This is a genomic window from Massilia jejuensis, from assembly GCF_042656795.1.
GTDB lineage: Bacteria > Pseudomonadota > Gammaproteobacteria > Burkholderiales > Burkholderiaceae_D > Telluria > Telluria jejuensis.
In genome coordinates this window covers 1-22,359 of sequence record NZ_JBHSMS010000051.1, presented here as the reverse complement: position 1 = coordinate 22,359, position 22,359 = coordinate 1, and the positions used below count along the sequence as shown (strand labels likewise).

Here is a 22,359-nt window from a genome sequence, read left to right as displayed (position 1 = left end):
GCGCCGGCCAGCTGGCCGAACGCCTGGCCAAGAGCGGCCTTTAATACCTGAAAGCGGAGACAGAACATGACTGAAAAAATGGTTTTCCTGGCCTTGCAGGACAACGAAGAAGCACGCCCGATCCGCGAGTCGATCGAGGCCGACAACCCGCACGCCACGATCACGCAGTACCCGGGCCTCTACAAGATCGACGCCCCCGGGCGCCTGGTGGTCAAGCGTGAAAGCGTCGAAGAGCGCATCGGCCGCCCATGGGACCCGCAGGACATCCACCTGACGCTGGTGTCGCTGTCCGGAAATATCGACGAGACCGACGACTACTTTGCGCTGGAACGCGTCTGACCCAGGCGCAACCTCAAAACATCACAGGAGACAATCGTGGCCCAAGCCAAGAAAATGAGTTTGAAGGACAAGTACACCACCATGACCAGCGACCTGGCCTGGGATTTTTCGTACAAGTCGCAGTCCGAGGTATTCCCGCTGTGCGACTTCGAAGGCATCAAGATCGAAGACTGGAGCAAGTGGGAAGACCCGTTCCGCCTGACCATGGACGCCTACTGGAAATACCAGGGTGAAAAGGAGCGCAAGCTGTACGCGGTGATCGACGCCTTCACCCAGAACAACGCACACCTCGGCGTGTCGGACGCGCGCTACATCAACAGCCTGAAGATCTTCCTGACGGCGGTCACCCCGCTCGAATACGGCGCCCACCGCGGCTTTGCGATGGCCGGCCGCGCCTTCCCCGGGGTCGGTGCCCAGGTCGCCTCGCAGATGCAGTCGATCGACGAACTGCGCCACGCGCAGACCCAGCTGCACACCATCAGCCAGTACAACAAGTACTTCGACGGCCTGCACGACCCGTTCCACATGTACGACCGCGCCTGGTACCTGTCGGTGCCGAAATCGTATTTCGAGGACGCGCTGTCGGCCGGCCCGTTCGAATTCGTCACCGCCATCTCGTTCTCGTTCGAGTACGTGCTGACCAACCTGCTGTTCATGCCCTTCATGTCGGGCGCCGCCTACAACGGCGACATGGCCACCGTGAACTTCGGCTTCTCGGCCCAGTCGGACGAATCGCGCCACATGACGCTGGGCCTGGAGGTGATCAAGTTCATCCTCGAGCAGCACCCCGACAACCTGCCCATCGTGCAGCGCTGGATCGACAAGTACTTCTGGCGCGGCTACCGCCTGCTCGGCATCGTCGGCATGATGATGGACTACATGCATCCGAAGCGCGTGATGTCGTGGAAAGAAGGCTGGGAGATGTACTTCGAGCAGAACGGCAAGGCGCTGTTCGACGACCTGGGACGCTACGGCATCACGATGCCCAAGTTCTGGGAGAAATCGGTCGAGGAGAAGGAACACATCACCCACCAGCTGTGGCTGACCTTCTACAGCGTCGGCAACGCCGCCGGCTTCCACACCTGGGTGCCCGAGGACTCCGAGCTGGACTGGCTGTCCGAAAAATACCCGAACACCTTCGACAAGTACTACCGCCCGCGCTTCGAATACCTGCGCGCCCAGGAAAAGGCCGGCAAGCGCTTCTACTCCCAAGCACTGCCGCAGCTGTGCCAGACCTGCCAGATCCCGATGGTCTATACCGACACCAGCAAGCCGACCGAGCGCGTGTACAAGCACAGCACCTACAACGGCGACAAATTCCATTTCTGTTCGGACGGCTGCAAGTCGGTGTTCGACCACGAGCCCGAAAAATATGTGCAGGCCTGGATGCCGCCGCACCAGATCTTCCAGGGCAACTGCGGCGGCCCGACGATTCCCGATGTCCTCAAGTACTACCACTTCTCCGAGAACGACCCCGGCGAGTTCCTGCATTCGCGCGATAACGCCAACTGGAACGAGTGGAAGGGCCTGAACAAGGACGACGAGGCAGCGTGACACCAGGCGCCGGCCGCGGATCGTCCGGCGCAAGCACCACACAATCAGGAGACAACCATGGCAGTCAAAGCAGCATACGAAAACTACAGCGGCCCGAACGCGGACGCAGTCGAGAATTTCCACGGCAACCAGGTGGTGTACATCGGATGGGACGAGCACATGATGTTCCCGTTCGCCGGCGCCTTTCCGCTGCCGCCGCAGATGCCGTTCGGGGCGCTGGTCAAGGACCTGCTGCCGTCGGTGTATGGCGCCCATCCGGATTTCGCCAGGATCGACTGGGCCGCGACCGAATGGTCGCTCGACGGCGCGCGCTTCACGCCCGACATGGACAGGAGCATCGCCGAGAACGGCGTCGCCCACAAATCGCTGCTGCGCCTCGCAACCCCCGGCTTGAACGGCATCGGCAACACGGGTTTCTGAGGAGCTGGCATGAACGCGAGAATGTGTATTGAACCCCTGAGCCAGACCGTCGAGGTCGAGGCCGGGCAGACCCTGCTCGACGCCGCCCTGCGCGCCGGCGTCTACATCCCCCACGCATGCCTGCATGGCCTGTGCGGCACCTGCAAAGTGCAGGTGGTCGAGGGCGAAGTCGATATCGGCGACGCCTCGCCGTTTGCGCTGATGGATTTCGAGCGCGACGAAGGCAAGTGCCTGGCATGCGTAGCGACCGCCTCGTGCGATATCGTGATCGAAGCGGAGATCGACGAGGAACCCGACGCCGAGATGCATCCGATGCAGGACTTCACCGGCACCGTGGCGAAGATCGTCGATCTGACCCCGACCGCCAAGGGCGTGTACATCGAGCTCGATGGCGACGGCATCGATTTCCAGGCCGGCCAGTACGTGAACCTGCACGTGCCGGGGCTGGACCAGCCGCGCGCGTTCTCGCTCGCCAACGCACCGTCGCAAAAACGGATGATCGAGCTCAATATCCGCAACGTGCCCGGCGGCCAGGCCACCGGCTATATCCACAACCAGCTCAGGGAAGGCGACCGCCTGCGCCTGAACGGTCCCTACGGCCGCTTTTTCGTGCGCCGCTCGGCGCCCGAAAAGCTGCTGTTCCTGGCCGGCGGCACCGGCCTGTCGAGCCCCAAATCGATGATCCTCGACCTGCTCGAGCGCGGCGAGACGCGCGCCATCACGCTGGTCTACGGCGCCCGCCACCGTGCCGAGCTGTATGACGACGAGCTGTTCCGCGACCTGGCCGCGCGCCATCCCAACTTCACCTATGTGCCGGCGCTGTCGGCGCCGGCCGAGAGCGACGCATGGGAAGGCGAAACCGGCTTCGTGCACGACGTGGCGACGCGCCACTTCGGCGGTGACTTCCGCCAGCACAAGGCCTACATGTGCGGCCCGCCGGTAATGATCGACGCCTGCATCACGACGCTGATCCGCGGCCGCCTGTTCGAAAGGGATATGTACATGGAAAAATTCATCTCCGCCGCCGACTCCGAGTCGACCGCGCGCCGCAGCCCACTGTTCAAGGCGATCTGACATGGGAACCCTGACGACAACCGAAGGGCTCGACGCGGCGGCTTGCAAGCACACGGTGCGGGTCCGCGAAACCGGCGAAACCTACCAGTGCGGCAGCAGCGAAACGATCTTGCAGGGCATGGCGCGCATCGGCCGCAAATGCATTCCGGCGGGCTGCCTGAACGGCGGCTGCGGCGTGTGCAAGGTGGCGATCCGCGCCGGCGAGGTCCACAAGTCGGGCGCCATGAGCCGCGCCCACGTAACCGAGCAGGAAGAAGCAGCGGGCGTGGTGCTGGCATGCCGCGTGGTGCCCGACTGCGAAGTGGAGCTGGAAGTGGTGGGTAAGATGAAGAAAGCCTTCCTGCGTTCGCCAGCGGCGCCAAACGAGCAAAACCGATAGCAACCGAATTACAAAAAAGGAGACAGAAATGGGTGTCATGCGGATAGGCCACATCAGCATCAAGGTGATGGACATGGCGGCATCGGTGAAGCATTACGAAAACGTGGTCGGCATGAAGACCACCCACACCGACGCCGAGGGCAATGTGTACCTCAAATGCTGGGACGAGTGGGACAAGTATTCGGTGATCCTGACGCCATCGGACCAGGCGGGATTCAACCATGTGGCGTACAAGGTCGAGCGCGACAGCGACCTCGATGCGCTGGCCGAGCGGATCGGCGCGCACGGGATCGCGGTCGAGCACCTGGCGGCAGGCAGCCTGCCCGACTGCGGGCGCATGCTCCGGTTTGCCATGCCCAGCGGGCACGAGATGCGCCTGTTTGCGCAGAAGGAATGCGTCGGCACCGACGTCGGCTCGACCAACCCCGACCCTTGGCCGGACGACGTGCGCGGTGCCGGCGCGCACTGGCTCGACCACTGCCTGCTGATGTGCGAATTCGACCCCGCCAACGGCATCAACAAGGTCGCGGAAAACACCCGGTTCTTCATCGAGGCGCTCAACTTCTTCCAGACCGAGCAGATCACGGTGGGACCGGACGGCGCGTTCCAGCTGGCGTCGTTCCTGTCGCATTCGAGCAAGCCGCACGACATTGCCTTCGTCGGCGGCGAGCGCGCCGGCTTGCACCACCTGTCGTTCTTCCTCGATTCGTGGCACGACATCCTGAAGGCGGGCGACATCATGGCCAAGAACCGGGTGCGGATCGACGTGGCGCCGACGCGCCACGGCCTCACGCGCGGCGAGACGATCTACTTCTTCGACCCGTCGGGCAACCGCAATGAGACCTTTGCGGGGCTCGGCTACCAGGCGCAGCGCGACAAGCCGGTCGTGACCTGGACCGAGGACCAGGCCGGGCGCAGTATCTTCTATCACACCGGGGTATTGGAGGAGAGCTTCACGACTGTTTACACCTGACCAGGACGGAGGCACGCGTGGGCACGAGCACCCACGCGTTGCACGGGTCTACTCGGTCACCAGCTTGATCTTGCGGCTGCGTACCTTGCGTACGATGTCGAGAAACCCCATCAGCGCCGGCGAGGCATTGTCCGCGCGGTACACGCAGCTCAGGTCGACCTTCGCCTCCGCCGAGCGCAGCGGGTGGTAGCGCACGCCGGGCAGCTGCAGGTTCACCGCCGATTCCGGCACCACCGCCATCCCCAGCCCGGCCGACACCAGCGCAATGCAGGTCATCACGTCTTCCACCTCATGCACCACGTTGGGCGTCAAGCCCTCGTCGCGCAGCAGCGACACCACGTTGTCGGCAAAGGTCGGGCGCACGTTGTTGGGGAACAGGATCAGCGGCTGGTTGTTCAGGTCCCTGACCGCCAGCGTACGCCGCCGCACCAGCTCGTGGTCCTTGTGCATCGCCACGTACAGGCTTTCCATCATCACCGTCTCCACCACCAGGTCCTCCACCTCGGGGAACACGCGGTTAAAGCCGATGTCGAGCCGTTTCTCGCGCACCGCCTCGACCTGCTGGATCTTGGTCGTGTTCTGCAGCGAGATGACGATGTCGGGATGGGTCTTGCGCAGTTCGATCAAGAGGGTCGGAATCACGTTCAGGATCGCCGAGCCGAACACGCCGATGTCGAGCCGTCCCAGCTGCCCCTGGTGCGCCAGCCGCGTCTTGTTGGTGGCCTGGTCGGTAAGGGCGACGATCTTGCGCGCCTCCTCCAGGAACACCGCGCCGGCCGGGGTCAGGGCCACGCCGCGCGTGGTTCGCTCGAACAGCACCACGCCCATGCTCGCCTCGAGCTGCTGGATCTGGCGCGTCAGCGGCGGCTGCGAAATGTGCAGCCGGCCAGCGGCGCGCGTGAAATTGAGCTCGCTGGCGAGCACCAGGAAGTAACGGATCTGACGCAGGTCCATTGGAATTGACCGAGGAAGGAGACTGCAAAGTTATACCCCAGGCGCATCGATTGCGCAACGTAAAGCCATACCTATTCGGTATCAATCAAGACCTATTTAGTATTTTACAGAATGAAACGCGCTCCATAGGATCGTAGTCAAGGAGGCAGCACATGACACCAGGATCAGACCAGCAGGAATTTGGGTGGGAAGCGGCGCAGCGCGCCGCCGTGGGCGCGGTCCGCCACGCCGTCGAACTGGGCGTCAGGATCAATGTTGCCCTGGTCGATGCCGGCGGCAATCCACTCGCTTTCCTGCGCATGGGCGGTGCGCCGCTGCACTCGATCGGTATCAGCGAGGACAAGGCCTACACCGCGCTGAGCTTCGGTTTGCCGACCAGCCAGTGGGGCAAGGTGCTGGAGCAGGAGTCGGCCGCGCTGCGCCAGGGCCTTCCCCTGCGCCCACGGTTCGTGATGTTTGGCGGCGGGCTGCCGATCCGGGCCGGCGCTGCCGTGATCGGCGCGATCGGCGTCTCGGGCGCCTCCGAGGAACAAGATGAAGCATGTGCGCGCGCCGGCCTGGCCGCCGCGTCGCTCGAGTCGTAACCGCGAATCCAAGGACCTTACCAATGAAAGAAATACTTAACTTCATCAACGGCGAATTTGTCGCAACCACCGACTGGTTCGACAAGACGACCCCGTACGACGGCAAGGTGATCGCCCGCGTCGCGGCCGCCGGCAAGCCCGAGGTCGATGCCGCGGTACGCGCCGCCCGCAGCGCGCTTGACGGCCCTTGGGGCAAGCTGGCGGTCGCCGACCGCGTCGACATGCTGTACGCGGTGGCCGACGAAATCACCCGCCGCTTCGACGATTTCGCCGAAGCCGAAATGAGCGACATCGGCCAGCCGTCCCACTTCATCCGCCACGTCGACGTGCCGCGCGGCGCCGCCAACTTCAAGATCTTCGCTGACGTGGTCAAGAACGTGCCGTCCGAATTCTTCGAAATGGCCACCCCCGACGGACGCGGCGCGCTGAACTATTCGCTGCGCCGCCCGGTCGGCGTGGTGGCGGTCATCTGCCCGTGGAACCTGCCGTTCCTGCTGATGACCTGGAAACTCGGCCCGGCGCTCGCGTGCGGCAACACGGTCGTCGTCAAACCTTCCGAGGAAACGCCGCAGACCGCCGCCCTGCTGGGCGAAGTGATGAACAAGGTGGGCATGCCGAAGGGCGTGTTCAACGTGGTCAACGGCTTCGGCCCGGACGCCGCCGGCGAGTTCCTGACCACCCACCCCGGCGTCAGCGCCATCACCTTCACCGGCGAGACGCGCACCGGCGCGGCCATCATGAAGGCCGCAGCGGACGGCGCCCGTCCTGTGTCGCTCGAAATGGGCGGCAAGAACGCCGCCATCGTCTTTGCCGATTGCGACATGGACGCTGCCATCGAAGGCACCTTGCGCTCCACCTTTGCCAACTGCGGCCAGGTATGCCTGGGCACCGAGCGCGTGTACGTCGAGCGCCCGATCTTCGACGAATTCGTCAGCCGCCTGAAGCGCGGCGCCGAGAGCATGAAGCCCGGCCTGCCCGCCGACCCGGCCAGCAAGATGGGCCCCCTGATCTCGCAGGAGCACCGCGACAAGGTGCTGTCGTACTACCGCAAGGCGGTGGAAGAGGGCGCCACCGTCGTCACCGGCGGCGGGGTTCCGGACATGCCGGCCGCACTGGAAGCCGGCTCGTGGGTCGAGCCGACCATCTGGACCGGCCTGCCCGACAGCGCGGCGGTGATGCGCGACGAGATCTTCGGCCCGTGCTGCCACATCTCCCCATTCGACAGCGAAGAAGAAGTCATCCGCCGCGCCAACGACAACCCCTACGGCCTGGCCGCCGCGGTGTGGACCACCAACCTGCAGCGCGCGCATCGCCTCGGCGGCGTACTGGAAGCGGGCATCGTCTGGGTCAACTCCTGGTTCCTGCGCGATTTGCGCACGCCGTTTGGCGGCTCCAAGCAGTCGGGCATCGGGCGCGAAGGCGGCGTCCATTCGCTCGAGTTTTATACCGAACTTAAAAACGTGTGCATCAAACTGTGACCATGGACAAGACACTCATTACCCAGCTCGGCGACGAACTGTACCAGGCTCTGATTACGCGTTCGGTGATCGATCCGCTGACCGCGCGCCACCCCGAGCTGACGGTGGAACATGCCTACCGCATCCAGCAGCGCATGATCGAACGCCGGGTCGAAGCCGGCGAACGCATCATCGGCAAGAAGATCGGCGTCACCTCGCGCGCCGTGATGAACATGCTCGGCGTGTACCAGCCCGACTTCGGCTACATGCTCGACGGGATGATCTACAACGAAGGCGCGTCGGTGCCGATCGACACCCTGATCCAGCCCAAGGCCGAGGGCGAGATCGCCTTCATCCTCAAGAAGGACCTGATGGGCCCCGGCGTGACCAACGCCGAGGTGCTGGCCGCCACCGAATGCGTGATGCCGTGCTTCGAGATCGTCGACTCGCGCATCCGCGACTGGAAGATCAAGATCGGCGACACCGTGGCCGACAACGCTTCGTGCGGGGTGTTCGTGCTGGGCGACCAGGCGGTCGATCCGCGCAAGATCGACCTCTCGCTGTGCGGCATGGTCCTTGAGCGCAACGGCGAAATCATCGCCACCGGGGCCGGCGCCGCGGCCCTCGGCTCGCCGGTAAATGCGGTGGCGTGGCTGGCCAACACCATGGGCGCGCTTGGCATTCCGCTCAAGGCCGGCGAAGTCATCCTGTCCGGCGCACTGGCGGCGATGTTCCCCGCCAAGGCCGGCGACAGCTTCCGCGTCAGCATCGGCGGCCTTGGCGGCTGCTCGGTGCGCTTCCATTGACGTCCAGGACCTGGCTTTACCTAACGACTTTATCGGAGCATCTTCCATGAAAAAAATCAAATGCGCAGTGATCGGGCCGGGCAATATCGGCACCGACCTGCTGGCCAAGCTGCAGCGCAGCGCCGTGCTAGAACCGGTCTGGATGGTGGGCATCGACCCGGATTCGGACGGCCTAAAGCGCGCCCGCGAGATGGGCATCAAGACCACCGCCGACGGCGTTGACGGCCTGCTGCCGCACGTCATCGAAGACGGCGTGCAGATCGCGTTCGACGCCACCAGCGCCTATGTCCACGCCGAAAATTCGCGCAAGCTCAACGCGCTGGGCGTGCTGATGATCGACCTCACGCCGGCCGCGATCGGCCCGTTCTGCATCCCGCCGGTGAACCTGAAGACGTTGGTCGGCAAGAGCGAAATGAACGTGAACATGGTCACTTGCGGTGGCCAGGCGACGATCCCGATGGTGGCTGCGGTGTCGCGCGTGCAGCCGGTGGCGTACGGCGAAATCATCGCCACCGTCGCGTCGCGCTCCGCCGGTCCCGGCACCCGCAAGAATATCGACGAATTCACCCGCACCACGGCCGGCGCGATTCGCGACGTGGGCGGCGCAAAGGAGAGCAAGGCGATCATCGTGTTGAACCCGGCCGAGCCGCCGATCATCATGCGCGACACCGTGCACTGCATGACCGAGTCGGCGCCCGACGAGGAGCGCATCACCGCCTCGATCCACGCCATGATCGCCGACGTGCAGAAATACGTGCCCGGCTACAAACTGGTCAACGGCCCGGTCTTCGACGGCAACCGCGTATCGGTGTTCCTTGAAGTGGAAGGGCTGGGCGACTACCTGCCGAAATACGCCGGCAACCTCGACATCATGACGGCGGCCGCCGCCCGCACCGCCGAGATGTTTGCCGAAGAACTGCTGAACGGCAGCCTCACGCTCGAACGCGTGGCCGCCTGACCCAAGGAGAGAAGAGATGAACCTTAAAGGCCGGAAGATTATTTTGCATGACAATACGCTGCGCGACGGCATGCACCCGAAGCGCCACCAGATCACGATCGAGCAGATGATCGCGGTGGCCAAGGGTCTCGACGAAGCCGGCATGCCGCTGCTCGAGATCACCCATGGCGACGGCCTCGGCGGCGGCTCGGTGAACTACGGCTTTCCGCTGCATAGCGATGTCGAGTACCTCAACGCGGTGCTGCCGCACCTCAAGCGCACCAAAGTGTCGGCGCTGCTGGTGCCCGGCATCGGCACCGTCGACCACCTGCGCGCGGCGCACGACTGCGGCCTGCACACGGTGCGGGTGGCGACCCACTGCACCGAAGCCGACGTGGCGGAGCAGCACATCGCGGTGGCGCGCAAGCTGGGCCTCGACACCGTCGGGTTCCTGATGATGGCGCACATGAATACCCCCGAGAAGCTGGCCGGGCAGGCCAAGCTGATGGAGTCGTTCGGCGCCGAATGCGTGTACGTGACCGATTCGGCCGGCTACCTGCTGCCGGACGGCGTGACCGAGCGCGTGGCCGCGCTGCGCGCCGTGCTCAGGCCCGAGACCCAGATCGGCTTCCACGGCCATGACAACCTGGCGATGGGCGTGGCCAATTCGCTGGCCGCCGTGGAAGCGGGCGCGGTGCGCATCGACGGCTCGACCAACGGCCTGGGCGCGGGCGCCGGCAATACCCGGCTCGAAGTGTTCGTGGCAGTCTGCAACCGCATGGAGATCGAGACCGGCGTTGACCTGTACCAGATCATGGACGTGGCCGAAGACATCGTGCTGCCGATGATGGACCACATGGTGCGCATCGACCGCGACGCGCTGACCCTGGGCTATGCCGGCGTGTACTCGACCTTCCTGCTGTTCGCCAAGCGCGCCTCGGCGAAGTACGGCGTGTCGGCGCGCGACATCCTGGTGGAGCTGGGGCGGCGCGGCATGGTGGCGGGTCAGGAAGACATGATCGAGGACACCGCAATGACCCTGGCGCGCGAGCGGAGGATGGCAGCATGAATCTCGACCACGCAACCATCGTACGCCTCGCGCAGCACCTGGAAGACTGCGAGCTGGAGGCACGCGACACCACCAAGATCACTGAGGATTATCCGGGCATGGACTGGGACGACGCCTACGCGATCCAGGACGAGATAAGGCGCCGCAAGGTAGCGCGCGGCGGCAGGATCGTCGGCCTCAAGGCCGGCCTCACCTCGCACGCAAAGATGAAGCAGATGGGCGTCGAAATACCGGTCTTCGGGTTCCTGGCCGATTCCTTCGCGGTGCCGGACGGCGGCGAGTGCAAGGTGGCGCAGCTGATCCACCCGAAGGTGGAGCCGGAGATCGCCTTCGTCACCAAGCGCGCACTGAAGGGCCCCGGCTGCCACATCGGCGCGGTGCTGGCGGCGACCGATTTCGTCATGCCGGGGATCGAGGTCATCGATTCGCGCTACCGCGACTTCAAGTTCGACCTGAAGAGCGTCGTTGCGGATAACACGTCGGCAGTGCGCTTCGTGGTCGGCGGCCGCCCGGTCGCTGTGGGCGAAGTAGACCTGCGCACGGCCGGCATCGTACTGGAAAAGAATGGCGAGCCGGTGGCCTTCGGCGCCGGCGCGGCCGTGCTGGGCCACCCGGCCGCGGCCATCGCGATGCTGGCCAACCATCTCGGTGCGCGCGGCGAGGAAATCCCGGCCGGCAGCCTGATTCTGTCGGGCGGCATAACGGAAGCGGTGGCGGTGCAGGCCGGCGATTCGGTTTGCCTGCGGATTCAGGGCATGGGCAGTGTTGGCATGCGCTTCGTATAAAATACTTATCAAAGGAATTCATCATGCCGTTCGCTCAGATTTATCTGCTGGAAGGCCGGACCGAGGAACAGAAGCGCGCCGTCATCGAGAAGGTGACGCAGGCGCTGTCCGAGGCGGTGGGTGCGCCGAAGGAAAACGTGCGCGTCTGGATGCATGACGTGCCGAACACCAATTGGGGTATCGGCGGCGTCAGCGCCAAGGACCTGGGGCGCTGATCATGACGACCAATCCGAACCCAGAAATCGGCAAGACCGTCGTTGCCAACGGCGTCAAGACGAACTACCACGAGCAGGGCGAGGGAGCGCCGGTGCTGCTGATCCACGGTTCCGGCCCGGGCGTGACCGGCTGGGCCAACTGGCGCCTGACCATGCCGGCGCTGGCCAGACAGTTCCGCGTGCTGGCGCCCGACATGGTGGGCTTCGGCTACACCGAGCGCCCGGCGGGCATCCAATACAACATGGACACCTGGGTCAGCCACATCATCGACTTCATGGACGCGCTGGGCATCGAGCGCGCGCACGTGGTCGGCAACTCGTTCGGCGGCGGGCTGGCGCTGGCGCTGGCGATCCGCGCGCCGCAGCGGGTCAACCGCCTGGTGCTGATGGGCAGCGCCGGCATCGCGTTTCCGATCACCGAGGGCCTCGACCGGGTGTGGGGCTACACGCCGTCGCTCGACAACATGCGTGGCCTGCTCGACGTGTTCGCGTACAACCGCAACCTGGTCAATGACGAGCTGGCGCGGATGCGCTACGAGGCGAGTATCCGGCCTGGATTCCAGGAAGCGTTTTCGCAAATGTTCCCGGCGCCGCGCCAGCGTGGCGTCGATGGGCTGGCGAGCCCGGTGGAAGCAATCCGCGCGCTGCCGCACGAGACCATGGTGGTCCACGGCCGCGAGGACAAAGTAATACCGCTGGAGAGCTCGTACCAGCTGTTCGGGCTGATTCCGAAATCGCAGCTGCACGTGTTCGGGCAGTGCGGTCACTGGACCCAGATCGAGCATGCGGCGCGCTTCAACCAGCTGGTTGGCGACTTTTTCGCCGAGGGGGAAGACTGACGGAAGTACCAGCTCATCAGGCGCCGGCGGCGGCCACCACGATTCCAGTGACGGCCATTCTGTGGCTGTCGCTGGCGGCGTTTTGCAGCGCGATGTCGTCGCGCGTGGCCGACGCCCAGCTGCCGAACCTGGCCAGCGAGTTCAGCGTTTCGCTGGGCGTGGCATCGGCGGTCATCACCTGCTTCGCCATCGCATGGGGTGCGTCGCAGCTGTTCTTCGGCCCCCTGGGCGACCGCTTCGGCAAGTACGTCGTGGTCGGTTGGGCCTGTGTGGCCTGCGCGTTCACCGCGACGCTATGCGGGCTGGCGCCAAGCTTCCCGATGCTGCTGGGTGCGCGCCTGCTGGCGGGCGCCACTGCCGCCGCGACCATTCCCTTGTCGATGGCGTGGATCGGCGATGTGGTGCCTTACGAGCGGCGCCAGCCGGTCCTGGCGCGCTTCCTGCTGGGGCAGATTGGCGGCTTGTCGTCCGGCGTGATGGTGGGCGGACTGGCGGCCGACTACCTGGGTTGGCGCGCGCCGTTCTTTGGCATTGCGCTGGCGTTCGCCGCACTCTCGGTGGCGCTGCTGTCGATGAACCGGCGCCTGCCCGAGCGCGCGCGCCAGGTGCGCAAGGCGGAAGGCCACGCGGTGCGCCGCATGCTCGCCGAGTTTGGCCATGTGCTGTCCTCGCGCTGGGCGCGCGTGGTGCTGCTGACGGTGTTCGTGGAAGGCGCGTTCGTGTATGGCGCCTTCCCCTTCATTGCTTCGCACCTGCATCGCCTGCACGGGGTATCGCTGTCGAAGGCCGGCAGCCTGGTGATGCTGTTCGGACTGGGCGGGGTGCTGTTTGCGACGACCTCGGGCATGCTGGTCAGGCGCCTTGGGGAAGTGGGCCTGGCACGCTGGGGCGGGACGATTCTGGGTGCGGGCTTGTTGCTGGCGGCGCTGGCGCCTTCGTGGCCGTGGGCGATTCCCGGATGCCTGTTGGCCGGGCTTGGGTTCTACATGCTGCATAACACCTTGCAAATCAACGCCACGCAGATGGCGCCGGAACGGCGTGGCGCGGCGGTATCGGCCTTTTCGTCCTGCTTCCTGCTCGGGCAATCCGCCGGGATGGCATTGGCGGGGGCGCTGGTGGAGGGGATCGGTACCACGACGGTGATTGCGGCCGGCGCACTGGGGGCAGTGGCGGTGGCGATGAATTTCGCGCGGCTGCGGGCGCGCAAGCTGGCGGCTGGTTGAAGAAAATGGGTTTCTCACAGGCCTGGGCGCGATGTTGATCAGGATTGAGCTCGCAACGATTGGGCTGGTTCGATCCCAGCCAGCCGCACCACCCAAGTTCGCCTTGAACCGTTTGCATCAATGAGTTGTTGAGAGGTTTGCAGGCGAGTTGCAGCCGAGACAGAAGCAATCCGATGTACTGTCGCGCGTCTTTGCGCTGGACGCGGGCGCAGCGGCGCAATGGCTGTCGCTCGCGGTCGAACTCTGGCGTGCGACTCGGCCCGATTTGCTCTGTGCCTTGGTGCGTCATTGCTGGGCTTGGACCGCTGGAGCCAATGGGATAGGTTGTGGACCCGATGAGGAGCCAGGCGACCTGTCGTTCGAGTGGAACGATGCCTATTTCACAGCCGCGCTCGCAGCAGCGGTCTCGATCGGCGACGGGGGAATTGAAGAGTATGTGCTTAAACCCCTCGCTCAATTGCCGGAAGAGCCATTGTTCGATGCCATGGAAGCTGTGCTGCATGCGTTGGATCCGCTGTGGCTGGACGGCAAGGTGGTGTCGGACAGCACAGCCGTATCAATCCGCGAGACGCTGGCGCAGCAGCTCGTGGCGACCCAGAGATGGCGCCGCTCGGCATCCAAGTGCTCCTCGGGAATAGAACTTCATGTTGCCGGAGCGGTTGCTGCGATGTTCATGGGGCAACACAACATCGGACGAGGCCCTTGCTGCTACGTTCACCCCCTTGGGGCCGCGCGTACTGCCTTGCTGCTGTCCTTGCTCACGCCATTAACGGAGCAGGCATCCGGGTCTATGTTCGTCGCTTTCGCATTCCTCAGCCTGCTGGAGGTCGAGCCGCACGCGGATCGGCTGAAGTTCATGGCACGTGCAGTGGTGGCGTGGTGGCAAATGCAGGGCGCAAATGCCGAGTTCTGGATTGAGTACGGGGTCGGGGAGCGCGTCTGCAACTGGGTTGGCAAGGCGGTACTAGACGCACCCGTCTCGCCTGCAGTGCTCGACGGGGCAGAACTAAAAGCCATCGTCGACATTCTGGCCCAATGCGGTACGCCGTTGGCGAGAGCGCTCGAAGAACGCCTCGCGGCACACGGAGCATGCTGGTGCCGGGATCGCTTCGTTGTTGTAACGGGGTGGCGTGGCGCCGACGAAGCCGGGCAGATCCAGGCCGTATAAAACCTGTAGCGTGTACAGAGCCAATCAGTATTCCAGCTTCTGGGTTGCATCACACCAATTTTTCGATTTCGGCGATTAATTCACGTAGACGCTTCAAGACCACCCGGGCATCGCGCCTCTGTGCCTTGGCAGCACTGGTATAGGCGCCGCTTTTTAGCGCATTCTGATTACCTCGCGGCGCGCCAGGACTGTTTCCACCATGCATGCGGCATCGCTTCTTTCCTCGGACCGTGGCTGTCCGGCAGGGCATCCCGGAGCGCGTTTTCGCGCCACAACGCGGAGACTGTTGTGGCTGCAAGGGGTTGTTTTTATCGTTCACCTATACCCCCGTGTGACAGCTCTGCCCCGGTGGCCATCGACCCAGTCACGAGTGCCTGGTTGGCACTCACGTTGATATGCTGCACCGTGACCGTTTGCTGACCGCCATTTCGTAGGCGGTGCAGCGTCACCATCGCCTGTTGAAACGTGCCCATCATGCGGGCCGCAGAGTTCATTAGCCGTGCCGTTTCAGCCGGACTGTCTTGGTCTATGGCGCGGTCGACCAGTTTGAAGGCGGCGGCATGCGCGAGCCCGGCCTGATGTACGAGCATCTTCGTCAATGGGTCGCTGCAAGCGGTTGCGGCGGCGTCAATGCCGAGAGCCAAGATATCGAGGCGGCTTTGCGCCAGTAGTTCAGTACGTACAAACGAAGCAGCTAGGGCGGGGGGGTCCGGTGTCGCAAGCGTATCGCGCACCGACCAGCCACCGCCGTTCGACGCGAGCTGTGCTTCATCCGGCACGGCCTCGCCCGCGACAACCGGCGGCAGCGCGGCAGGTTGTAGCTGTGCCAAGGCCGCAGCGCTGTGATACGTAGCTTCGATCTGGAACGTCGAGGCTTGTTCTTGGCATCCCGCGGCCTCGGCCGCCGCAGCGGACTTCTGAGCAATGTACGCTTCCTGCTGCTGCAGGATCGCGCCCTTCATTTCCTCTTTCATCATGTCCCTCATGACGTCCTTGCATCATTCTCACCACGGCTGTCGACAAGCTTTCCCACCACGACGTCGACCAGTTGCGTGTATTAGTCGGTCACCGCCAGTTGTTTCTCGGCCTTGTCAGCGCGGGACTTCCAATATCTGACGTTGCGGGCGCGCTCGTTGAATTCGTGCGAGCGTGCAGCCAAGTTGCGCCCAGCCTGTTCGGCCACCGCACGGTAGCGCTCGACCTCGGCCATCGACGCCTTCACCTGGTCGTTGGCCTCGAACACACGGGCCATCATTTCGTTGTCGGCTAGTGTCACGGCCATGTCGTTCTTGATGTCGTTCAGTTCTTCCAGCACGTCAGCGAGCTGAGCCTTATAACTGGCCAGCTCCTCGCGCAGCGCCGCGTTTTCGGCCAGCATCTTCAAGACCGGCGACGGCCTCGCTGGCCTGTTCGGGAGTCAGGTGTTGGGTGGCGACCTCGAGAGCCGGGGCATTGCCCTGCGACGCCAGCACTGTAGCGACATTTGCCTTGCGCGTCTTGCCGATCTTCTCGGTGCTCTGCTCGTAGCTCTTGCCGTTGCGGGTGACAGTCTTCGTGGTGGACCGCATCTCTTCATTGTGAAGAGATGCGGTGGCCACCATCTTGGAAACGAATCCGGTCGAGACGTAGCAGGCCTTGGCGATCATTTCCTGGCTCCACGATGCCCACTCGGGATCGGCCAGTAGCGTCGAGACCGATCTGCGTTTGTCCTCGTTGGTGCGGCGCAGGCCGTGGCTGCCGTTCGCCCCGACCGAATACAGCACGGCATCACGCCGCGTGCCGGTGTGGATCTGCCCTGGAATCTCGAGCGCTTCGACCTGGACGTGGGCGTGGTAGCGGTGGAAACCGTCGGCCAGCCAGAAGTCGACGCCGTCGAAGAACACGACCACCGGCGGCAGCACGACACCGTCGTGCAAGGCGCTGGCATAGTCGGCGATCACGGCCTCGTCGATCGACACACGCGACTGCGTGCCACCATCGAGGCGCAGCGCGTCCAGGGGGATCAGGTCGACAGGGAGGGCATTAGTCGCATCCGCAGATCCATCCCGCACCATGGCCGTGATGGAGTTTTGGACAGCACCTAGCGGCATGTCGTCGTCGACGTGATATAGCACGGCGCGCGCAGATCCTTCGACGGAGGTGCCTGCCCAAACTGCTGCTGCCGTTCCTGCTTGATGCGCCAGGCTGGCGCTGGAAGCGTCCATTGCCGCCATGTATTCGGGATCGTCGTACTTCGCGTCCATCACCACGAGGATCTCCAGTACTGCATCTGCCGGGGCCGCTGCAGCGCCGAACTGCGTGTCCATAGTTACTTCAGTCATGATGCTGCTCCTTCTGTTGGGCTTTGCGTACAGCTGCCAGCGATTGCAAGGCTTGCGTGACTACCGCCTCGACCTTGGTTTTCTGCGATGGCAAAGGCGATGGGGGGCATTCGAAGTCGCCTGTGTCGTGGTTGAAGTTCGACACCGGCTGCTCGTCCTCGCACTCAACTACGAGTCCGACGTGCTCGACGTTGCCAGGATCGGCAACGACATCGCCGTCGGTACGGCTAACATGGATCTGTGCGCCGTCGTCGGCGATGCAGATGCGCAGGACTGCTGGACCGCGTCCGAGAGGCGCGCGCTGGTCGTCGGTCGCTGCTGCTGCTGCTGCTGCTGCTGCGTCAACTCATAACACAGGCATGATGTCGAAGTGCCGCCAGTGCCGGTCTCGTTCACCGTGAAGGGCTCATCCGGCTGTTCCACGACGTTGGTGGTGTCCGTTGGCGAGCCGGCTGGGATGCGGTCCTTGGTGGACTTGCGCAATGGAACTCCCAAGGCTCGGCCGAGCGAGTAAGGGTGGGGGGCGATGAGCTTCAACAGCTCCTTGCGCACGGGCGCCTGCATCTCTTGGGCGAGCAGGCAGGCCAGCAGACGGTCGACTACCAAGTTTGCGTAGTCTTCGCGCTCGACCTTGTTCAGTGCCATTTTGGCGACCGGCTCGGCGAGGCCGAACGGTTTTGCGACGCGCAGGTAGAAGTCGCGCTGACGGCGCCTGAACGTGCCCTGGTAGCCCATCACCTTGCCGCCTTGCATGGAAGAACCGACAAGTGGCAGTACGATGACATGCAAGTGCGGGTGCTGCTCGTCGAGGTGAACCACCGCGCTAATGACAGGCGCCGGGCTGAACTCATCGGTCACCCACTTCAGGCATGCGGTGAAGTACGCGCGCAGATCGACTGTGGTCGTTGCATGGAGCGAGAAGACGAGTTTGAATCGCCACGAGTTTTCTAGACACTCGCGAGCCGCTGGAAATACTGCTTTTCATATTCGACCGGCGACAAGTCATTGCTGAAGCTGTGCCGGCGCTTCGGATTGTAAAACATCTCGATGTAATCGAAGACATCCTGCTTTGCTTCTTCCCGTGTACCGTAGGTCTTGCGTCGAATCCGTTCCCGTTTCAATAGCTGGAAGAAGCTCTCGGCGACGGCGTTGTCATGGCAGTTCCCGCGCCGGCTCATGCTCTGCTGCAGGTTATGCTCGTCCAGGAAGTCGCGCCAGTCGTAGCTGCTGAATTGGCTGCCCTGATCGGAATGCACCATGACCGTATTCTTGGGCTGTCGACGCCAAACGGCCATCAGGAGCGCGTTCATCGCCAGTTCCCGATCGATTCGGGAGCTCATCGACCAGCCGACCACTTGACGCGAAAACAGGTCCAGTACAACGGCCAGGTAGAGCCAGCCTTCGTAAGTGCGGATGTACGTGATGTCCGTCACCCAGACACGATTAGGTTCCTGTACGTCGAACTGGCGCTGCAAATGATTCGGCGCCACTAGCGAAGGCGCGCCGCCGCGTTTGTATTTGCGCTTGGCGTAGCCGGTTTGCGAACGGATCCCGGCCGACCTCATAAGACGGTGAACGCGGTTGATGCCGCATTGCTCACCAAGCTCGCGCAGATCATCGCTGACCTTGCGGTAGCCGTACACGCTGCCGCTTTCCAGCCATGACTCCTTGATAGGCACGAGCAGGCGCTTGTCTTCCTTGGCGCGGCGGCTTTCAGGATTGAGCCGCCAGGCATAGAACCCACTCGGATGCACCTCGAGCACTTTGCAGAGCCGGCGCACCGGGAATTGGTCCTGTAACTGCGCAATTAAGGTGTACCTTACCCGGACGTCTTGGCAAAGTACACCGCGGCTTTTTTCAATATGTCACGCTCCTCCGTGACGCGCTTGAGCTCGGCCTTCAGGCGCCGCATTTCGTCAGACTGGGCATCAACGGCCTTGCGCTCCACCTCGGGTACGCCATAGCGCTTCGTCCAGGCGTATAGACTGTGGATGCTTACCCCGAGCCGCTCCGCTACTTCGCTCGCTGGGTGCCCACGCTGGGCCACCTGCTTGACCGCTGCAATCTTGAATTCTTCTGTGTACCGCTTACCGCTCATACGTTCTCCTTGTGCCCTATATTATGGCTCAGGAGTGTCTACGATAGTCGTGGCGATTCAAACCATGTGCGCCCCTGTCTTCAAGTCTCTCAGAGACGACTGGTGGGCGATGGCTCCTCCGGCAAAGATTCGTTAATCCAGGCTGTATTCGGCCTGGTGAGCGACATCGATCCCGTTGCAGGTTCGACGAGGGACGTCATGGTCTATCCACTTGGGAGCAGGGCAACGCACAGACCGTCAACTACCCGAGGTTCAACGAATATCGCCCGGAGGTTAACGCCCACATCGATGCCTTCCTGCATCTTACGGACGTGTTCGTCCTCGTCGTCGATTCGTCCAGCCGCATCATTGGCACCGAGATCGACATCCTGGAGAACATCAGCCGGTTCAGCAAGAACATCCTGATCTGCCTAAACAAAATCGACTTGGCCCGCGACGACAAGCACCGCGCGAAGATGATCGAGGCGGCAGACGAACGCCTGAAGGGGCGAATAGGGAAAACGGAAAAAATCGGGCGCTAAGTGGGTATTCCGGACGAACGTGACCAGTGATCCGGCATCGTGACCAGTCATTCCGGCGCAACGTGACCGCCCATTCCGGGCGAACGTGACCGATTTCGAGCATCTTCCGGAATCAGCGGTCACGATACCGGAATCACTGGTCACGATACCGGAATGGCGTTGTACAGCGCAATAATGGTGTTACGCATTTTGCAACCTAACGGGTACGCTCCCAGCTTTTTGACTGGAAACAGCGTGCCCGCACCAAGGATCAATATGCGTAAGATTAAGGACGTATTACGGCTCAAGCTTGATGCCAAATTGTCGCACCAGCAGATCGCCAATGCGCTGGGGCTGTCGAAAGGTGTTGTAACGAAGTACGTGGGTCTGGCGGCTGCCGCAGGCATGGATTGGCCCGCAGTGCAAGGCATGGACGAGGCCGCGCTGGAGCGGCGCCTGATGGTCGGGTCCCAAAAGGCTCGCGACTATGTGCAGCCCGACTATGGCCGCTTGCACCAGGAACTGCGTCGCAAAGGCATGACATTGATGCTGCTGTGGGAGGAGCATCGCGCCGACTACGCTGACTGTCAGACCTACGCTTACTCGCAATACTGCGAAAACTACCGCCGCTTCGCCCAGCAACTCAAGCGGTCGATGCGCCAGATCCACCGCGCCGGCGAGAAGCTGTTCATCGATTACGCCGGCCCCACCATCGCGCTCACCGATGGCGGACGCGCCCACATCTTCGTGGCCTCGCTGGGCGCGTCGAGCTACACTTACGCCTGCGCCACGCCACGCGAAACGATGGCCGACTGGCTCGAGTCGACGGCGCGCGCACTGAGCTTCTATGGCGGCGTCACACAACTCCTCGTTCCCGACAATCCGAAGGCAATGATCTCGGACGCCAACCGCTACGAGCCGCGCGGCAACGACACCGTGCTCGACTTCGCACGCCACTACGGCACCTCGATCCTGCCCGCGCGCCCTTACCATCCGCAGGACAAAGCGAAGGCCGAATCGGCGGTGCAAATCGTCGAGCGATGGATCATGGCGCGCCTGCGTCACCAGCAGTTCGGCAGCGTGCACGAGGTCAATCAGGCTATAGCACCGTTGCTCACACGGCTCAACGATAAACCATTCCAGAAACTGCCTGGCAGCCGTGCCAGCACGTTCGCGGAGATCGACGCGCCGGCCTTGTTGCCCCTACCGCTACAGCGTTACGAAATGGCTCGCTTTAAGACCGTAAAGGTCCATATCGACTATCACGTGGAGGTCGAACGCCACCGCTATAGCGTGCCGCAAACCTTGGTTGGCCAAGTGCTGGAAGCGCGCATCACCACAGCCGTGGTTGAGCTGCTGCATCGCGGCCAGCGCGTAGCCAGCCACGCCCGCAACGGCCGCGTCGGCGGCTTCACAACAACGCCTGCGCACATGCCGGCTGCCCACCGCGCGCACATGCAATGGACGCCGCAACGTCTGATCCACTGGGGCGAAAGCATCGGCCCAGCGACAGCCGAGGCGGTGACGCGGCTGATGGCTGAGAACAGGCATCCAGAGCACGGTTACCGCGCCTGCCTTGGTTTGCTCTCGCTGGCCAAGCGCTACGGCAAGGTGCGCCTCGAAGCAGCTTGCATACTAGCCCTGCAGATCGGTGCCTGCCAGTACCGCCACGTAAACGACATCCTGAAGAACAACCGAGACCAAAGCGTCCCCGTGGTCGCCGACGAATGGGTCAGCCCTGAGCACGTCCACCTGCGCGGCCCCGGCTACTATCAATAAACGATATAACAATATAAATACTAATGGATATGACGATGATGATGCACACCACCCTGGCGCAACTGCGCACCCTGAAGCTGGACGGCCTGGCAGCTGGTTTGGAGGAGCAACTGGCCCAACCTGGCATGACCGCGTTGAGCTTCGAAGAGCGCGTGGCGCTGTTGGTCGACCGCGAGGTCCACGCCCGCAATGACCGCAAGCTGGTGCGGCTACTTAAGACGCGCACCTCAAATATGGACAGGCTGCGATCGAGGACATCGACGCGCGCGCAGGTCGCGGAATCGACCGGCGCGAGGTGATGAGCCTGGCCTTGGGCGATTGGGTCAGCGCCAGCCACAGCGTGCTGGTCACCGGGCCGACCGGCGCAGGCAAGTCATGGCTGGCCTGCGCGTTGGCGCAGTACGCCTGCCGGCGTGGATACTCGGCGATCTATCAGCGTGTACCCCGTTTGCAGGAAGAACTGCGGATCCGGCACGGCAGTGGCGCCTTCGGAAAATGGCTGCTGCAATTGGCTAAGACGGATGTGCTGGTCCTGGATGACTGGGGTATGGGACCAATCGACGGCATGACGCGCTCCGATCTGTTGGAGATCATCGATGACCGGGCTTGGCACAAAGCCACCATTATCACGAGCCAATTGCCGGTCGAGCACTGGCATGCCTGGATTGGCGACGCCACTATTGCCGACGCCATTCTCGACCGCATCATGCAGCGCAACCACCGCTTCACTCTAACCGGCGATTCGCTACGCGCCCAGCGACCAAAAACGGCCAAAAAAGGAGAAAAACATCGACCCATCGTGACCGCAGGGCTTAGAATTTTGAGGTACCCTGATTTTTTCGGACACTCCTGTTTGGTAAACTTCACCGATGGGAGAATTTATGA

General features: G+C 63.2%; 24 protein-coding genes, 1 tRNA gene and 2 pseudogenes. 20 read left to right on the top strand and 7 right to left on the bottom strand.

Annotation, left to right across the window (positions count from 1 at the left end):
* The first annotated feature begins 66 nt into the window (after window positions 1-66).
* Genes ACFPOU_RS16295 through ACFPOU_RS16270 form a run of 6 tightly spaced genes read left to right on the top strand, consistent with a single transcriptional unit; the run spans window position 67 to window position 4,739 of the window.
* Window positions 67-339 carry an MmoB/DmpM family protein gene (locus ACFPOU_RS16295; RefSeq protein WP_034303245.1) on the top strand — a complete coding sequence of 91 codons (273 nt, stop codon included), beginning with the start codon at window positions 67-69 and terminating at the stop codon, window positions 337-339.
* A gap of 36 nt (window positions 340-375) precedes the next feature.
* Window positions 376-1,893: an aromatic/alkene/methane monooxygenase hydroxylase/oxygenase subunit alpha gene (locus ACFPOU_RS16290; RefSeq protein ID WP_379723395.1), complete on the top strand. Its 1,518-nt coding sequence runs from the start codon at window positions 376-378 to the stop codon at window positions 1,891-1,893.
* A gap of 57 nt (window positions 1,894-1,950) precedes the next feature.
* Window positions 1,951-2,313, top strand: coding sequence for a phenol hydroxylase subunit P4 (locus ACFPOU_RS16285; RefSeq protein ID WP_050469175.1), 363 nt, complete (start codon window positions 1,951-1,953; stop codon window positions 2,311-2,313).
* A 9-nt stretch (window positions 2,314-2,322) separates the two neighbouring features.
* Window positions 2,323-3,387 carry an NADH:ubiquinone reductase (Na(+)-transporting) subunit F gene (locus ACFPOU_RS16280; RefSeq protein ID WP_141839016.1) on the top strand — a complete coding sequence of 355 codons (1,065 nt, stop codon included), beginning with the start codon at window positions 2,323-2,325 and terminating at the stop codon, window positions 3,385-3,387.
* A 1-nt stretch (window position 3,388) separates the two neighbouring features.
* Window positions 3,389-3,766, top strand: a complete 378-nt coding sequence (locus tag ACFPOU_RS16275; protein ID WP_155835297.1) for a 2Fe-2S iron-sulfur cluster-binding protein — start codon at window positions 3,389-3,391, stop codon at window positions 3,764-3,766.
* Window positions 3,767-3,794: 28 nt separating this feature from the next.
* Window positions 3,795-4,739: a catechol 2,3-dioxygenase gene (locus ACFPOU_RS16270; protein WP_034303239.1), complete on the top strand. Its 945-nt coding sequence runs from the start codon at window positions 3,795-3,797 to the stop codon at window positions 4,737-4,739.
* A 48-nt stretch (window positions 4,740-4,787) separates the two neighbouring features.
* On the opposite strand, the gene ACFPOU_RS16265 is transcribed toward ACFPOU_RS16270, so the two are convergent.
* Window positions 4,788-5,693, bottom strand: coding sequence for a LysR family transcriptional regulator (locus tag ACFPOU_RS16265; protein ID WP_034303237.1), 906 nt, complete (start codon window positions 5,691-5,693; stop codon window positions 4,788-4,790).
* A gap of 152 nt (window positions 5,694-5,845) precedes the next feature.
* Between ACFPOU_RS16265 and ACFPOU_RS16260 the strand changes: the two genes are divergently transcribed.
* From ACFPOU_RS16260 to ACFPOU_RS16210, 11 genes are all read left to right on the top strand, one after another.
* Entirely contained in the window at window positions 5,846-6,277 is a 432-nt protein-coding gene (locus ACFPOU_RS16260; RefSeq protein WP_034303235.1) for a GlcG/HbpS family heme-binding protein, read from the top strand.
* Between the two features lie 23 nt (window positions 6,278-6,300).
* Window positions 6,301-7,755, top strand: a complete 1,455-nt coding sequence (locus ACFPOU_RS16255; protein WP_034303233.1) for a 2-hydroxymuconic semialdehyde dehydrogenase — start codon at window positions 6,301-6,303, stop codon at window positions 7,753-7,755.
* A 2-nt stretch (window positions 7,756-7,757) separates the two neighbouring features.
* A complete protein-coding gene (dmpE, locus tag ACFPOU_RS16250) occupies window positions 7,758-8,540 on the top strand; it encodes a 2-oxopent-4-enoate hydratase (protein ID WP_034303231.1) in 783 nt (260 codons plus the stop codon).
* 46 nt (window positions 8,541-8,586) lie between these two features.
* On the top strand, window positions 8,587-9,498 hold the full coding sequence (locus ACFPOU_RS16245; RefSeq protein WP_050469171.1) for an acetaldehyde dehydrogenase (acetylating): 912 nt from the start codon (window positions 8,587-8,589) through the stop codon (window positions 9,496-9,498).
* Window positions 9,499-9,514: 16 nt separating this feature from the next.
* Complete coding sequence (gene dmpG / locus ACFPOU_RS16240) at window positions 9,515-10,546, top strand: 4-hydroxy-2-oxovalerate aldolase (RefSeq protein ID WP_034303227.1); 1,032 nt, start codon at window positions 9,515-9,517, stop codon at window positions 10,544-10,546.
* Window positions 10,543-11,331 (top strand): 2-oxo-3-hexenedioate decarboxylase, encoded by a 789-nt coding sequence (gene dmpH / locus ACFPOU_RS16235; RefSeq protein ID WP_034303225.1) that lies wholly within the window; start codon window positions 10,543-10,545, stop codon window positions 11,329-11,331. Before dmpG ends, dmpH begins: the two co-directional genes overlap by 4 nt.
* 23 nt (window positions 11,332-11,354) lie before the next feature.
* Window positions 11,355-11,546: a 2-hydroxymuconate tautomerase gene (locus tag ACFPOU_RS16230; RefSeq protein ID WP_034303223.1), complete on the top strand. Its 192-nt coding sequence runs from the start codon at window positions 11,355-11,357 to the stop codon at window positions 11,544-11,546.
* A gap of 2 nt (window positions 11,547-11,548) precedes the next feature.
* Window positions 11,549-12,385, top strand: a complete 837-nt coding sequence (locus ACFPOU_RS16225) for an alpha/beta fold hydrolase (RefSeq protein ID WP_379723387.1) — start codon at window positions 11,549-11,551, stop codon at window positions 12,383-12,385.
* 47 nt (window positions 12,386-12,432) lie between these two features.
* Entirely contained in the window at window positions 12,433-13,608 is a 1,176-nt protein-coding gene (locus ACFPOU_RS16220; RefSeq protein WP_231502514.1) for an MFS transporter, read from the top strand.
* A tRNA-OTHER gene (locus ACFPOU_RS16215) sits at window positions 13,597-13,699 on the top strand. Before ACFPOU_RS16220 ends, ACFPOU_RS16215 begins: the two co-directional genes overlap by 12 nt.
* Before the next feature lie 57 nt (window positions 13,700-13,756).
* Window positions 13,757-14,776 carry a hypothetical protein gene (locus ACFPOU_RS16210; RefSeq protein ID WP_379723384.1) on the top strand — a complete coding sequence of 340 codons (1,020 nt, stop codon included), beginning with the start codon at window positions 13,757-13,759 and terminating at the stop codon, window positions 14,774-14,776.
* A gap of 49 nt (window positions 14,777-14,825) precedes the next feature.
* On the opposite strand, the gene ACFPOU_RS16205 is transcribed toward ACFPOU_RS16210, so the two are convergent.
* The 6 genes and pseudogenes from ACFPOU_RS16205 to ACFPOU_RS16180 all read right to left on the bottom strand — a co-directional run bounded on the left by ACFPOU_RS16205 (window position 14,826) and on the right by ACFPOU_RS16180 (window position 19,195).
* Window positions 14,826-15,095 carry an HGGxSTG domain-containing protein gene (locus ACFPOU_RS16205; protein ID WP_304599203.1) on the bottom strand — a complete coding sequence of 90 codons (270 nt, stop codon included), beginning with the start codon at window positions 15,093-15,095 and terminating at the stop codon, window positions 14,826-14,828.
* Window positions 15,085-15,753, bottom strand: a complete 669-nt coding sequence (locus ACFPOU_RS16200) for a hypothetical protein (protein ID WP_379723381.1) — start codon at window positions 15,751-15,753, stop codon at window positions 15,085-15,087. Before ACFPOU_RS16200 ends, ACFPOU_RS16205 begins: the two co-directional genes overlap by 11 nt.
* A gap of 80 nt (window positions 15,754-15,833) precedes the next feature.
* Complete coding sequence (locus ACFPOU_RS16195) at window positions 15,834-16,154, bottom strand: hypothetical protein (RefSeq protein WP_379723378.1); 321 nt, start codon at window positions 16,152-16,154, stop codon at window positions 15,834-15,836.
* On the bottom strand, window positions 16,108-17,097 hold the full coding sequence (locus ACFPOU_RS16190) for a hypothetical protein (RefSeq protein WP_379723375.1): 990 nt from the start codon (window positions 17,095-17,097) through the stop codon (window positions 16,108-16,110). The genes ACFPOU_RS16195 and ACFPOU_RS16190 overlap by 47 nt, the downstream gene beginning before the upstream one ends.
* A gap of 168 nt (window positions 17,098-17,265) precedes the next feature.
* Window positions 17,266-17,991, bottom strand: a pseudogene (locus tag ACFPOU_RS16185) (plasmid recombination protein); the annotation flags it as partial.
* Between the two features lie 53 nt (window positions 17,992-18,044).
* Window positions 18,045-19,195, bottom strand: a protein-coding gene (locus ACFPOU_RS16180; protein WP_379723372.1) for an IS3 family transposase whose coding sequence is annotated in 2 segments (ribosomal slippage) — window positions 18,045-18,949 and window positions 18,949-19,195 — 1,152 coding nt in all. Because the reading frame shifts where the segments join, the coding sequence is not laid out codon by codon here.
* Window positions 19,196-19,506: 311 nt separating this feature from the next.
* Between ACFPOU_RS16180 and ACFPOU_RS16175 the strand changes: the two genes are divergently transcribed.
* The 3 genes and pseudogenes from ACFPOU_RS16175 to istB form a co-directional block, all read left to right on the top strand.
* Window positions 19,507-19,716 carry a P-loop NTPase family protein gene (locus ACFPOU_RS16175; protein WP_379723369.1) on the top strand — a complete coding sequence of 70 codons (210 nt, stop codon included), beginning with the start codon at window positions 19,507-19,509 and terminating at the stop codon, window positions 19,714-19,716.
* A gap of 234 nt (window positions 19,717-19,950) precedes the next feature.
* Complete coding sequence (istA, locus tag ACFPOU_RS16170; protein WP_379723366.1) at window positions 19,951-21,474, top strand: IS21 family transposase; 1,524 nt, start codon at window positions 19,951-19,953, stop codon at window positions 21,472-21,474.
* A gap of 35 nt (window positions 21,475-21,509) precedes the next feature.
* Window positions 21,510-22,240, top strand: a pseudogene (istB, locus tag ACFPOU_RS16165) (IS21-like element helper ATPase IstB); the annotation flags it as partial.
* Window positions 22,241-22,359 lie beyond the last annotated feature (119 nt).